The 12,831-nt window shown below is 64.6% G+C and carries 15 protein-coding genes; 5 read left to right on the top strand and 10 right to left on the bottom strand.

The features are described from left to right. Window positions 1-32: 32 nt before the first annotated feature. Together M3P36_RS14625 and M3P36_RS14620 are read right to left on the bottom strand one after the other, a co-directional pair. Window positions 33-476, bottom strand: coding sequence for a hypothetical protein (locus M3P36_RS14625; RefSeq protein WP_249704444.1), 444 nt, complete (start codon window positions 474-476; stop codon window positions 33-35). A gap of 32 nt (window positions 477-508) precedes the next feature. Further along, window positions 509-3,172: a M14 family zinc carboxypeptidase gene (locus M3P36_RS14620; RefSeq protein ID WP_249704443.1), complete on the bottom strand. Its 2,664-nt coding sequence runs from the start codon at window positions 3,170-3,172 to the stop codon at window positions 509-511. A 94-nt stretch (window positions 3,173-3,266) separates the two neighbouring features. On the opposite strand from M3P36_RS14620, the gene M3P36_RS14615 reads away from it, so the two are divergent. The 3 genes from M3P36_RS14615 (at window position 3,267) to M3P36_RS14605 (ending at window position 5,975) form a co-directional block, all read left to right on the top strand. Beyond that, the gene (locus M3P36_RS14615) at window positions 3,267-4,058 is read left to right on the top strand and encodes a LysR family transcriptional regulator (protein WP_249704442.1); all 792 of its coding nucleotides are present in this window, start codon (window positions 3,267-3,269) and stop codon (window positions 4,056-4,058) included. Beyond that, entirely contained in the window at window positions 4,055-4,603 is a 549-nt protein-coding gene (locus M3P36_RS14610; RefSeq protein ID WP_249704441.1) for a GNAT family N-acetyltransferase, read from the top strand. The genes M3P36_RS14615 and M3P36_RS14610 overlap by 4 nt, the downstream gene beginning before the upstream one ends. Window positions 4,604-4,715: 112 nt before the next feature. After that, window positions 4,716-5,975: a hypothetical protein gene (locus tag M3P36_RS14605; RefSeq protein WP_249704440.1), complete on the top strand. Its 1,260-nt coding sequence runs from the start codon at window positions 4,716-4,718 to the stop codon at window positions 5,973-5,975. Between the two features lie 117 nt (window positions 5,976-6,092). On the opposite strand, the gene M3P36_RS14600 is transcribed toward M3P36_RS14605, so the two are convergent. From M3P36_RS14600 to M3P36_RS14565, 8 genes are all read right to left on the bottom strand, one after another. Further along, on the bottom strand, window positions 6,093-6,860 hold the full coding sequence (locus M3P36_RS14600; RefSeq protein ID WP_249704439.1) for a DUF2189 domain-containing protein: 768 nt from the start codon (window positions 6,858-6,860) through the stop codon (window positions 6,093-6,095). A 134-nt stretch (window positions 6,861-6,994) separates the two neighbouring features. Continuing rightward, window positions 6,995-8,242 (bottom strand): hypothetical protein, encoded by a 1,248-nt coding sequence (locus M3P36_RS14595; protein ID WP_249704438.1) that lies wholly within the window; start codon window positions 8,240-8,242, stop codon window positions 6,995-6,997. A 169-nt stretch (window positions 8,243-8,411) separates the two neighbouring features. Further along, the gene (locus M3P36_RS14590; RefSeq protein ID WP_249704437.1) at window positions 8,412-8,633 is read right to left on the bottom strand and encodes a hypothetical protein; all 222 of its coding nucleotides are present in this window, start codon (window positions 8,631-8,633) and stop codon (window positions 8,412-8,414) included. Between the two features lie 81 nt (window positions 8,634-8,714). Continuing rightward, window positions 8,715-9,209 (bottom strand): JAB domain-containing protein, encoded by a 495-nt coding sequence (locus M3P36_RS14585; protein ID WP_249704436.1) that lies wholly within the window; start codon window positions 9,207-9,209, stop codon window positions 8,715-8,717. A gap of 74 nt (window positions 9,210-9,283) precedes the next feature. After that, window positions 9,284-9,754: a hypothetical protein gene (locus M3P36_RS14580; RefSeq protein ID WP_249704435.1), complete on the bottom strand. Its 471-nt coding sequence runs from the start codon at window positions 9,752-9,754 to the stop codon at window positions 9,284-9,286. 34 nt (window positions 9,755-9,788) lie between these two features. After that, window positions 9,789-10,118, bottom strand: a complete 330-nt coding sequence (locus M3P36_RS14575) for a hypothetical protein (RefSeq protein WP_249704434.1) — start codon at window positions 10,116-10,118, stop codon at window positions 9,789-9,791. Window positions 10,119-10,180: 62 nt separating this feature from the next. Further along, window positions 10,181-10,735 carry a LuxR C-terminal-related transcriptional regulator gene (locus M3P36_RS14570; protein WP_249704433.1) on the bottom strand — a complete coding sequence of 185 codons (555 nt, stop codon included), beginning with the start codon at window positions 10,733-10,735 and terminating at the stop codon, window positions 10,181-10,183. 142 nt (window positions 10,736-10,877) lie between these two features. Next, window positions 10,878-11,540 carry a hypothetical protein gene (locus M3P36_RS14565; protein ID WP_249704432.1) on the bottom strand — a complete coding sequence of 221 codons (663 nt, stop codon included), beginning with the start codon at window positions 11,538-11,540 and terminating at the stop codon, window positions 10,878-10,880. Between the two features lie 266 nt (window positions 11,541-11,806). On the opposite strand from M3P36_RS14565, the gene M3P36_RS14560 reads away from it, so the two are divergent. Beyond that, on the top strand, window positions 11,807-12,328 hold the full coding sequence (locus tag M3P36_RS14560) for a helix-turn-helix domain-containing protein (RefSeq protein ID WP_249704431.1): 522 nt from the start codon (window positions 11,807-11,809) through the stop codon (window positions 12,326-12,328). 122 nt (window positions 12,329-12,450) lie between these two features. Further along, on the top strand, window positions 12,451-12,831 hold a 381-nt coding region (locus tag M3P36_RS14555), incomplete at its 3' end, for an AAA family ATPase (protein WP_249704430.1).

Raw genomic sequence — 12,831 nt, 5'->3', positions numbered from 1 at the left:
AATGTCCGGAATGAGGGTGGGAAGGCGACGCGCTAAAGCCGGTAGTTGAAGTGGCTTGGGTGTCTGATTCCACGACGACACGCATCGACTGCTTCGCTGTAATGTTTGAGTTCGGACACCGTTACTTTTCGCTCTTCACCCGGAGCCTCCCATCCACCCTCTACGCATTTGATGTATGGCTCAGCTCCATCGTCGGGGTTAGAATTTGCGCCTGCTAAACCATGGACAATGAGATTTCTTAAGGCCCGTAGCTGTTCAATCTGGTCAATCACCTCGCTTGCAAGCTTCTTGTTGCCTTGGATGACGTCCAGGCCTTGCCACCGCTCCAATGCTTTTTTGAGTGGGCCTCTAGATCTTGGCGGATCGAGTTCTTGGCTTTCAGAGTGACTGATGGACTCGCCCAGTTGTTGTTCCATCGCACTCCAGTGCAATAGAAATTCGCCGACCAGCGCCATTAGGTCTTTGAAACCTAGCATTCCTCTTTCACCTGTTAGTTGTTTTCTCCGCCCTACCGCACCCGCGCCGGCGCAATCAGCACCGCGTTTGCAAGCAGCAGGTCCAGCCCGTCGAGATAGCCGCGCACTGCCGGGTCATAGGCAAAGCCCACGGCCAGTCCGCTCCCCGCAGGTTGCGCGACCATGAAGGGCTTGAAGGCCATCTGCTGGCGGTTTTCGGCCCAGAGGTAGCCGCTGGCGAGCAGGCTCTCGGCGGCGGCGAAGCGGACGACGTTGGTGCCGTTGGCGCGGGCGAGGGGGGCGAAGACGAGGTCTCCGCTGGCGAACACCACCGGCGCGGCGCGGTCGTATCCGGCGGACAGGAAGTTGTCGCCCTCGATCGCGGTGTTGAGCAGGGCGCCGGGCAGGGTATCGGGGCGGCGGGTGCCATCGGCAATGGCCTCGCGGTATTCCGCCTCGCTGGTGATGGCGGCCCCGGCGACGACCGGCTCGGCATCGTCCGCCGCATCGGGATCGCCGCCCAGCACGGTTTCGCGTGACAGGGCGAACAGGGCATTGTCGCCCTCGTTGAAGTCGGTCAGCGCCTCGCCCATCACCACCACCACGCCGCCATTGCGGGCAAAGGTGGCAATCGCGGCGCGCCCTGCATTGCCCAGCGCCCCGGCATAGCGGCCATCGGCCACCAGCAGCACGGAATAGCGCGACAGGTCGGCGCGGCTGACCGTGCCGGTGCGGATCGGCGCGACCGGCACGCCCAGCCGCTGTTCAAGAGTATAGCGCAAGGCCCCGGCGGACAGCGGATCGACCCCGTCATCCCACAGCATGGCCACGCGCGGCGCGGACAGCCGCACAAAGCTGTCGCTGCCAAGGTTCGGGCCTGCATCGACCCAGCCGCTGGATAGCGCGGCGGTTTCGGCCCCGATCTCGCGGGCAAGCTCGGTCAGTTCGTCAATCCGGTCGGGGTTGTCGGCGCGGGTGAACACCACGGTGCCGCGCCCGAAAGTGCGGCCCTCTACGGCAAAGCCATCGTCGGTTGCGCGGCCCACCAGGCCACGGTCAAGCGCAAGGGCGACCAGCCGCACCTGGCCGCTGTCGGTCCACGGCACGGCCACGCCGAACTGGCCTGCTTCCTGAACCTGCGCGGTGAGCGGATCGTCTGCCCCCACCAGCGTGCCCGAGGCGGCGGCGCTGCACAGCGTCACGTCCAGCCCCGACATCATGCCCACCGACCATGCGGTGGTGTCATAAAGCTCGTGCGCGAGGTCGCGGTTGCGGCGGTTTTCCTGCGCCTCGACGAAATCGGCGGGGAGCGCGGTGTCCGCATCGAGCAGGCTGCGGATCAGGCGGGCGGCAGGCTGGCTGCGCGACACGCTGAGGTAGCCGGCGGGATATTGCCGCCCGCAGGCGCTGGCCGGGCCGGTTACGCGACCCACGGCAATGCCCTGGTGCGCCAGGCGGCGGGCCAGCTGTTCGGCATTCCACCGCCGCTGGCCAAGGTCGATCACATAGGTGCCGGTCCCGGCTTGCCCGGCAGCGGCGCTGCGGCGGTATTCGGCATAGTCATTGAGGAACAGGCCAGCGTTTTCCGCCACGGTCTGCGCCGTTGCCAGCGTGGTGATGAACTGGTTGCGCACCGTATCGGCATAGGTCAGCAGCGTGCCATCGCGCCGTTCCCACAGCAGCCCGCGCGCGCTGCCCTGCTCGAAAGTCATGGCGATGGCGCCGTTGAGCATGGGCCAGGTATCGCCGTAACCGGGGTAGAAGGCGTCAAACACCTCGCGGGTGAAATAGGGCTGGCCCGCGCGGTCCATCCATCCGGCGATGTTGCGGCCCAGCAGGAACTGCTTGTCGCGCTGGCCCTGAGTGATGTTGGGGTTGAACGGATCGGCGGCGGGCGGGAAGAAATAGCTTTCGTCGCCGCCCATCTCGTGGACATCGACCAGTACGACCGGCTGCCATTGCTGCACCGCTGCCACCTTGCCGCGGGTTTCGGGCTGGGTCAGGGCGAACCAATCACGGTTCATGTCGAACAGGTAGTGGTTGAAGCGGCCGCCCGGCCACGGCTGGTCTGCCGCTGCGGTATAGCGATCGGCCGAGGGGCGGATGCCAAGCTGCGCGCGGAAAGAATTGACGAAGCGGGCGCGGCCGTCGGGGTTCTGGCTGGGGTCGATGATGACCACCGAGTTCGTCAGGATGCGGTCAACCAGCGCGTCGCCCTCGCTCGCCAGCAGGTGATAGGCCAGCGCCAGCGCGGCGTCGGTCGAGGATATCTCGTCCCCGTGGACGCCATAGGCCAGCCAGGTAACGGGCAGCACGTTCGCCAGTTGCGCGGGCGAAGTGCCACTGCCGAGGCGTTGGAGGTCCGCCTGCACGGCGTCGATCCGGGCCATGTTGGGCTGGCTGGAAATCACCGCATAGACCAGCGGGCGGCCTTCCCAGCTGGTGGCATATTCGACCAGCCGCACCCGGTCTGGCGCGGCTTCTGCCAGCGCCTGCATATAGGTGAGGGCCTGCTCGGGCGAGGATATCTGCGCGCCGGGGCGGTGGCCCACGACCTGTTCCAGCGTCGGGATGGCTTCGCTGAAAGTGCCCTCCAGCATCGACTGCGCGCGCAGCGGCGTGGCGAGTGCGATAGTTGCCAGCAGGAAGGCGGAAAGCAGGCGCAGCATGAGGTACTCCAACGGGGCGACCGGAAGGGCCATGTCCTGTGGTTTCATGTGCAATCGGTCAAGCGAATTTGCCCTCGTTTACCCACTCCGCAAGAGCCTGTGCTTGCCGCCCGCGCGCCATGGCTCTACATCGCGGCTTCCGATGAAACGCACCCACTTGCCCCTGAACGCCCTGCGCGTGTTCGATGCCGCGGCGCGGCACCTCAGTTTCACCCGTGCGGCAGACGAGCTGGCGGTGACGCCGGCCGCCGTTGGCCAGCAGATCCGCGCGCTGGAAGACGTGCTGGGCGTGGTCCTGTTCCGCCGCACGTCCAAGGGGCTGGAGCTGACCGACGAGGCGGTCACCGGCCTCGATCCCCTGCGCGACGGGTTCCTCAAGTTCGAGGAAGCGGTCCACGCCATGCAGGCCGGGCAATCGAGCTCCAGCTATACCATCGCCGTGCCGCGCGAATTCTATGCCCAGTGGCTGGCCCCGCGCCTCGCCACCTTCCGCGCCGCCAATCCCGACGTGCGCTACCAGTTGATCGCCGACGAGGACGCCGACTTTACCGAGGCCAACCTCGATCTCGCCATCCGGCTGGTCGAGGGGCCGGGCGAGCTGGAGGGCGTGGAACTGGCCGCCGGCTGCCGCGTGACCGTGGCGGCGCCGGACGCGCCCGATGGCTGGATTTCCTGGCCAGCCTACCCTGCGCCTGATGGCGTGGAGGCGACCTTGCAGGTGGGCAATGCCGGGCAAGCTCTGTCTTCTGCTCTGGCCGGTCTTGGCCGCACCACCATGCCGCTGCCACTGGTGGCCGAGGCTCTGGCCGAGGGGCGGCTGGTGGCGCTGGACGGGCCGGAAGACTGCCGCTTTTCCTACTGGCTCCTCGCCCCGCGTCCGCAGTGGCGGCAGAAGAAGGTCAAGGCGCTGCTGGCCCACCTGACCGGCGAATGAGCCTGGCCCCCGTGCCCGTGCCCGTGCCCGTGCCCGTGCTCGCCACGCCGCGGTTCGTGCTGCGCGGGGTCGATCATGCCGATGCCGAGGGCCTGTTCCCCGCATTCAGCGATCCGCAAGTCATGCGCTACTGGAGCAGCGGGCCGTTCACCGACCTGGAGGTTTTCCGGGCCTGGTTGCTCGGAACCTCCTGGGGCGGGAGGACGTGGATCGCTGTTCCGATGGAAGGCGGTGCGCCGGTCGCGCGGCTGGTGGCGTCCGAACACGGCCCGGGAGTGGCGGAGATTGGCTATATGGTCACTCCCGACCATGTCCGACAGGGGATTGCCCGCGAATGCGTGGCGGCGCTGGTCACCCACCTGTTCCGCAGCGAAGGCTATCGCCGGATTTTCGCCGATACCGATCCGCGCAATGTGGCGTCGAACCGCCTGCTCGTATCGCTCGGCTTCACCCGTGAGGCACACCTGCGCCGGGCGATGGAAACGCACATTGGCTGGTGCGATACCTTGCTGTGGGGCCTGCTCGACGACGAGTGGCCGCATTGATGAACAATCGCGTTATCCCGCGCCAAGCAGCGATTAATCTTTGACCGCGGATGGTGGATGTGGTGCCTGTGGCAAAGCGCCTGACGGGGCCTGGTACGAAGGGGGAATTTTCATGATCAAGCCATTTGGCCGCGCCTTGCTGCTGGCCGGTGCCGCCGCTTTGCTGGCGCCCGTGGGTGTTTTCGCGCAGGATGTGCGCAACCTCGACAATGCGCGCAGCGACGTGATGATCTTCAACGGCGAGGTCGGCTCTGTCCCCGCGGTATTCCGTTATACCATGCAGCCCGGCACGTCGCTCAGGGTGGACGTGGTGCCGACCGACGGGTCCGAGCTCGACCCCATGCTGACCATCACTGACCGGCGCACCGGCGAAGTGCTGGCCGAGGACGATGACGGCGGTGAAGGGCTGGCCAGCCGCGCCACCATTCGCGCGCCGGAAGGCCGCGAGATCGAGATCAGCGTCACCTCCTTCGCCTTCTTCTCGGGCGAGGAAAGCTCCGGCCCGTTCGAACTGCAGCTGCGCCCGTCCATCTGGACCCCGTTGCAGACCGAGCGGCTGGGCTTCGGAACTCAGGTCAGCGGCAGGGTAGGGGCGGGCGAGACCCGCTATTACGAGGTAAGCGGCGCCGCAGGCCAGCTGCTCGAAGTGGCGCTGGTGGCGGATGACGATGAGATCGATCCCACCCTGGCGCTCTACAGCGGCAGCGACGTGGATGGCGATGCGTTGATGACCGACGACGACGGCGGCGAAGGATTGAACTCGCTACTGCGCTTCGTGCTGCCCGAAACCGGCTCCTATACCATCGCCGTATCTCCCTATGGCGATAGCTCGGGTCGCTACACGCTGCACGTTGGCGCGCCGCGCGACCACGAGATCCAGTCGCCGCAGCAGGTGCTGGGACTGTCTGACCGGGCCTCGGGCTATCTCGGCGCGGGCTACGAGGAGGGCGCGCTCGATCCGGCGACCATCACTTACCAGCTCACCCCCGAAGCGATCGCCGCGATCCGCGGCGGGGCGGGCGAGGTGACATTCAACATGACGGCACCGGTCAGCGACGACACGGTGTTCCCCAGCACCATCGACCCATGGCTCGAGCTGGGCTTCGAAACCCCGCTGGGCTTTGCCGGCATGATGCAGGATGACGATGGCGGTGAAGGCCTCAACGCCCGCATCGCATTGGACCTGACCTCGCTGGCGCGCGACGGTGACTGGCTGGAACGGCTGCGCGTGCGCGCCAGCTCGATCAGCGGCGGCGGTGCCTTCGAGATCGAATTGGTCGAAGGCATGCAACCGGTCAGCGAAGCCTACGCGTGGGACGAAGAGGGCACGATCGACATTGTCCCGCCGCCGATGGTGGTCCCCGCCGATTGACAAGGCCCCCCGATTGACAAGGCCCGCCAACTGACATGCCAGGCTGGACCGGAGGCTGTCCTCAGGTCCGGCCCCTGGCCCGCGCCATTGTCCTCTGGTCCCAAAGCTTCCGGCCCGTCAGGCCACGGCGCGGCGATAGACGTGCCAGCTTGCATGGGCGAGCAGCGGCAGCACCACCAGCAGGCCAAGCAGCGCGGGCACCATGGCGGCAAACAGCAGCACGGCAATGAACAGCGCCCAGCCCAGCATCAGCGACCGGTTGGCCCGCACCGTCGCTACGCTGGCGATCATCGCGGTTACGCAATCCATGTCCCGGTCCACCAGCATCGGCAGGCTGATGACGGTGAGCGAGAAGATCAGCAGGGCCAGCGCCGCCCCCACGGCGCTGCCGACCAGCAGCATGGCCAGGCCCGACCATGTGGCCAGGAATGCCATGCTTTCCGTGGTCAGTCCCGCCTGGGCAAGGAAGATGTAGAAGATGCCGTGGGCCAGGATTACCCAGAAGCAGAAGATCACGAAAGCGATCACCCCCACCCCCAGCACCTGCCCGTCGCCCCGTCCGCGCACCGCGCCAAACACGCTGCGCCAGTCGGGAACCTGTCCGGCCTCAAGCTGACGGCTGACTTCGTAGAGACCAACCGCGGAAAAGGGAGCGAGAAGGGGGAAGCCCGCTGCTGGCACGAGCCAGACCCATTGGCCGTTTTCCACCAGTGCCACGTAGAGCAGCAGGCCGATCACCACGTAGATGGCGGAGAAGAACAAGCCGAACGTGGGGCAGGTGCGAAAGTCGGACCACCCCTCGCGGAGCGCGTAACGCAGGTCTGCCATGGTCAGGCGCAGGATCACGGGCGCGGGCTTAAGCCCCGCGCTGATAGAAGCAGTCAAGTCAGTCCCCTCCCAGGGCGCGATCCTCAATGCCAATGCTGCCCCAAATCGCGTCCCCAAGCAAGCATATGGAAAAGGGGCCCCGACCTTGCAGTCGGAGCCCCTCGCTTCGTGGCATAAGGATCAGGCTGCAATCAGTTGCGACCGGCGGGCGGCGCACCTGCGGGCGGCGGGGGCGGAGCCACGCCGGGATCGCGATCGAACGGCTGTGCAAAGCGCGAACGGTCGTCGTTCTCGGCGGTCACGGCCTCTTCCTCGCCTGCGCGGATGCGGGCCTGCTGGGCACGGCTGGCACTGATATAGTCACGCGGCATGTAGTTGCCTTCGTGGCAGGCATATTCGAAGAACTCATAGTCGTCTTCGCGGGTCCACTGGATGCGGGTGGTCCAGGGAGCGGTATAGACCTGCGGATCCGAGTAGGTCAGTTCGTGCATGATGGCATCTGGGCCAACCATGGTGAGGCGTTCCACGGTCATGGCCTCGGAGCTCATCGGCACGGTGTTGAAGGCCGGAACCTCCAGCGTGCCGGTGAACTGGGTCGCCATGTTGAGCGGCGAGGCGGCGCGGGCATAGACATCGGACGTGGCGCTGTCGCCCGAAACGATGTTGGTTGTCTCGATCACCAGGGTCTTGCCTTCCCACCAGCCGCGCGAATTGCCCATCCACGCTTCCACCGCATCGTCCCACCTTGCGGCCTGGGCGGCTTCCTTGCTGTCATAGATCTTGACCACCCGGGTGCCGAGCATTTCGAGCACGATAGTCATGTAGCCGGGGCTCTGGAACACGCGGATGCCGTTGTTGTAGCGGAACGGGTACATCGAGGCGGGGAAGCCGCGCGAAACGCAACGATCCCAGCTGTCGAAATCGTCCACCCAGTCATAGGCCTGGCCAGGCACCCAGCCCGAACGGCCTTCGCGGAACAGTTCCATCGCCTGCGGGGTGAGCGCGGGCAACTGGCCATCGGCGGGCGAGACCAGCATCGATGTGCGCTTGGCGAATTCATGGGTCAGGAACCAGTTTTCCAGACCAGAGGTGCCAGATGTGCCCACGCCTCTCTCGTTGGCCTGGGTGAAGTTGCCATCGTTGCGACGGGCGGCTTCGAGGCGGCGGTTGAATTCCTCGTCGTTGACCCAGAAGCGCATGCCGTATTCGGCCGGGCGCTGGAACAGGATGCGGCCGTTGTTGATCGGCTCGATCGGGAAAGTGCCGGTGAAATCGTAATCGCCCCAGGGCAGCCTGTCGGGTGTGAAGTCGGTCGGCACCGGCGGCAGGACCGTTAGGTCGGCCGGGCGGTTTTGCGCAGCGGTGGGGACGGCGGTGAAGGCCATGGCCAGCGTGGCCGCGGCGATAGCTAGCGAAGATGCGAGACCTTTGCGGGTCATGATATCGGGCTCCCTTCCCAATGGTTGTGCCAAAGCTCCTGGCTAGTGCCAGTGCTTTTGCCCACTGACTAAGCCCGAAAATCCCGTCGCGCCAGTCGTGAAGTTGATAATGTCTGTAATAGATTGTATTTGCCCGATGCTGGCTGTTGCGTGATCTGCGGGGCCCGGCTCAGTCGTCCTGGCCGTAGCGATCCCCTTCGCGTTGCTGCCGGCGCTGGCGGGCCTCGATTTCCATTTCGATGCACGCGGCCTTGATTTCGAGTGAAACGCCCGAATTCAGCACCTCCTCGAGCGAGCCGAGCGTGCGGACCAGGGCAAGAGCCTCGCGCTGCGGGTTCTTTGCCTCGTCTGGCTCATGATCGGCTACGGCACTGTTGTCGGTCTTGGCCATTGTGGGCATTCCTTTTGTTCGGTGTGGTTTCGGCTTGGGCCGACGGCAATTCGGGGAGGCGCGCTGGCGCGCCGGTAAAAGTCAGATCAGCTTGCCCAGCGCCATGCTGTAAACTTTGCCCCTGGCGACGATGCAGTGATCGACCAGCCGGATATCGAGCTGGGCGGTCAGATGGCGCAGGCGGTCGGTCGCCTCGTGGTCGGCAGCGCTGGGCGTGGCATCGCCCGAAGGGTGGTTGTGCGCCACGATCAGTGCGGTCGCGCCCAGGTCCAGTGTGCGGTGGACAAGGTATCGCAGGCGCAGAGACAGGCTGTCACGCGATCCGTGCGCTACCCGCTCGTCGCGGATGTAGCGGTTGCCGTCATCCAGGAATATGGCCTGCAGCCGCTCCTCCGACGGGTTCTGGAGCTGGGCGATCAGGTAGCTTCGCAGTCGTGTGTCGCCCAGATCAACCGGCGCCGAGGCAAGTTGTTCCAGCGCGCCGATCCGGGCCAGCGCCTGGCAGGCGAGCAATGCATCGACCACACCGGGCTCGTCGCGGATTGCGCCGCGCAGGGCTTCGGGCGAAGCGTGCATGATGTTGGCGATCGAGCCGAAGCGGTCGAGCAGGGTGGTGGCGATTTCGCCCGCGGGCTGCCCCAGCAGCGGGGTCAGGAGGTTCTCCAGGACCGGTAGGTGCCGAAACGCCTCACCCTGCGGCGATGGGCGGCCAGCCCCAGCGCGAGCGCCGCGACCTGGATATACGACGGCGCGTGGATAAGCAGGAAATAGGCGAGGGGCGTTATTTCCGTATCCAGCCCCCGACCCAGGTGCATCAAGGTCGAAATCAACTGCGCGGCGAGCATCCATAGTGGATAAATCCGGTTGGCCCTGATCGCCAGGCGGCCCAGAAGGACCAGCACGACGAGATCGATCATGAGATGGCCGAGATCGATCTCGTCGTACACACCGCCCTCGGGGATAAGGAGGTGGTATGCCAGATACAGAACAACCATGGACGACATGATTGTTCCTGCCTGTTTTTCTGGACCGGCCCCACGCGCAAAGGCGTAAGCCGTAAGCGCGAAGATGATCAGGTATTGCAGGTAGGGACGAAAATCGACCAGCAGGGCATGGATCACGGCTTCACGCCAGTTCTATGCCCTGCCGTCATCGTCAGGCGACGTTCTTCACTGCGGTTTCGGAGATGCCCTGGGTGGGACAGCGCTTAGGCGTGTCGGGCAGGCCGGTGATCCTGGTGAAATCGTCACGCAGTGACTTGTGGACGCGGGTGAGGTTGCTCATCGCATCGACCATCTGCTTCTGCGCTTCCTGCAGGCGGATGACGGCGGTCTGGCCCTGGTACTGCGGCAGGTCGGTATCCAGCCGCACATTCATCATGCTGACGTTGAGGCGGGCGAGGGCGCGCAGGCTCTCGTTGGTGAAACGCTCGGCTTCTTCAAGATCGCGGGCAACACGGGCTCCGGCGGCTTCGACAGTCAACATGGTGCAATCCTCCTGGTCAAAAACGAGGAGGCGCCCGTGCGGCTGAACCGCGCCGCGCATCGTTAGACCAGCCTGCCGATCTCGCTGGCAACGGCCAGCAGGACCAGGCAGGCGACCAGCAAACCGACGGCAATTCCGGTTGCGGCCAACAGGCGGCTCAGCGCGGCGCTCTTTCCGTCGAGCACCTCCGGGACCACGCCGGGTTCGGAGCGGGAGGCCCAGGGCGCTGCGACCTCGAAAGGGATCGCATCGGCCAGGACGAGCTCTTCATCGGCTTGGTTCCGGCCACCGGATTGGCCCTCGCCGCCGCTTGGAGGTAGCTGAAAAAACTTGCCTGTAAGATCGTTACAGGTGCCGTCGAGATCCTCTGCGCTGATCTCCCGCGCCCCGCCGGCCTGCATGAACAGGCGGTATTCGCGGGCCAGGTCCTTGCGCAGCAGGCCGCCGGCCTTGGCCCGCACGGTTTCGATCCGCTGGATGGCGGCGCTTTCGGAAATACCGAGCGTCCAGGCCACTTCCTTGCTGGTCCGGCCTTCGGACAACAGTTCCATCACCTGCCGCTGCTTGGCGGTGAGCGAGGCGAATACGCCTGTAAGGGGGGACTTGCTTGGAACCATGTTTTTTCTGCCGACCCTCCCCGTCCACTACGAGGCTTATAGCACCGCAGTGGGAAAAGAAAGTTAAGCGATTGCGACCTCGCCTGGTTAAGAGAGAGTCAACACGGCCAAAGGTCCATGGTTCCCGCAAAATTTCCCCTCGCTAGTATTTTTCCTCGCCCGCTTCCTCCGCCGCCAGGTCCGCTTCCAGCCCGGCCAGCGCCGATTCGCGGGCCCGCATCATGTCGAATTTGGCGTTGAGCCCCCGCAGCACCTCCTCGTGGTCGAGCTCGGACTGGACGGCCAGCTCGGCCAGCACCTCGGCCCGCACGCGCTCGTACAAGGGGTGGCCCGCCTGCACCTGCCCGCCATAGCGATCGGCCCGGCGGTTGCGCAGGAAGAACATCACCAGCGCCTCGTTATGCCGCACCTCGGTGCCCAGCACCTGCCCGGAACTGACGACCATGCGCTCCTCCCCGGCGATGGCGCGGGCAAGGGCCGTATCCTCCAGCCGCTGGACCCCGCGATCGACCGCCGCATCCCACGCTGCGCAGAACGCCTCGGCCCCGGGCCGCTGGCGCAATTTATAGAGCGCCTCCATGCTCGCGCCGATGTGGCGCGCGGCGGCAGTGACGATGCCGGTGGCGGCAAGGTGGGAGATAAAGGCCCGCTGCCGCTCCGCCGTGATCGAATTGCGCCGCGGGCGGGAATGCGGCACCGGATCGAACCCCAGCAAGGGATCGTCGGGCGCGGGCGGCTCGCCGTTGCGCGTGGTCATATAGGAGGTCGCCTGGCGCGGGATCTTGCGGGTGTTGGGAGCTGTCATGCCCCAAGGCGAAGCACGGATGCGGCCCTGTAGGAAAGCCCCGACATGTGCGCGCCACCTTCTACCCAACAACATGATCCATCAACGTAGGAAATTTACATCATTTGTATCAGTTTGGGAATATTACGCAGTTATACCTATTTAGCCATAGTATTTATCCTATGCGAATTTTGACAGCCGCAGAATTTTGCAGCACAGAGCAGCCCGGACTGGCGCAGATTCGGGCAAAAACAACCGGTCGCGCCGCGCGGGAATTTTCTGGGGGAATGATGAACGCTACTACTGCTGTCGAACGTCAAGAGCTTGTGTCTCACCTGGCGGGCAAGTGGAAGCCGCAGGACATGCGCGATCTTGCCGGAACGCTGATGCGGCTGGCGGATTCGCTGGATCAGGGGTGGGACGGGTCGAACGTGAAAGCGGTCTTCCGCTGGCCCGGCGCGCTGTCGCGGATCGAACGCAACGCCATGAACCTGGCGCTGAAGGCCCAGGTGATCGCCGCCAGCCGCACCCGCCGCCGCGCCCACCTGCCCGATGGCGTGTTGGGAGAGCCCGCATGGGACATGCTGCTCGACCTGTTCCAGCAGTTCGCCGGCGGGGCCAAGGTATCCACCACCAGCCTGTGCCACGCCTCCGGCGTGCCATCATCCACCGCGCTGCGCCATATCGGCCTGCTGGAGGACCTGGAGCTGGTCAAGCGGAGCCACTCGGCCTTCGACAAGCGAGTGACCTTTATCGAGCTGACCGACGCGGGCGTGCTGGCGATGGGGGGGTATCTGGAAGGGGTTTGAGGGGTGGGGATGAGAAGGCGGGATAAGCGGCGTCGTTAATGATTTTAGCCAACAACATTTGTGGGGGATCATTTGCTTGATCGCAGGCTTATGCTAACTTTCACTTATGATGTGGAGGCGGTATGCGGCTCAAGAAGTTCAAGATCACCAATTTTCGGTCAGTCGAAGATAGCGGTTGGATCGACGCAGAACAGGTTACAGCGCTCGTCGGCGTCAACGAGTCAGGTAAAACCAATCTTTTGCTACCGCTTTGGAAGCTAAATCCTGCGCGAGAAGGCGAAATTCGTCCAACGTCGGACTTTCCCAAGGGTAATTATGCTGCGATTCGTAGGGACCCCGGTTCATTCTGTTTCGTGACTGCAGAATTTGATTGTCACGAGATATCTGATAAGATTTCGGAGCTGTCTGGGGCGCCGGCGAGCCAAGTTGAAAAAGTGATTGTCGAAAGATATCTCGACGGGCAAATCTATAGTACATTCCCGGACTATGTCAGGATTAACAAG

This window comes from Altererythrobacter sp. KTW20L, assembly GCF_023501975.1.
Lineage (GTDB): Bacteria > Pseudomonadota > Alphaproteobacteria > Sphingomonadales > Sphingomonadaceae > Alteraurantiacibacter.
Note: the sequence above shows the minus strand (reverse complement) of the source record. Positions and strands in the feature narration are given on the sequence as shown.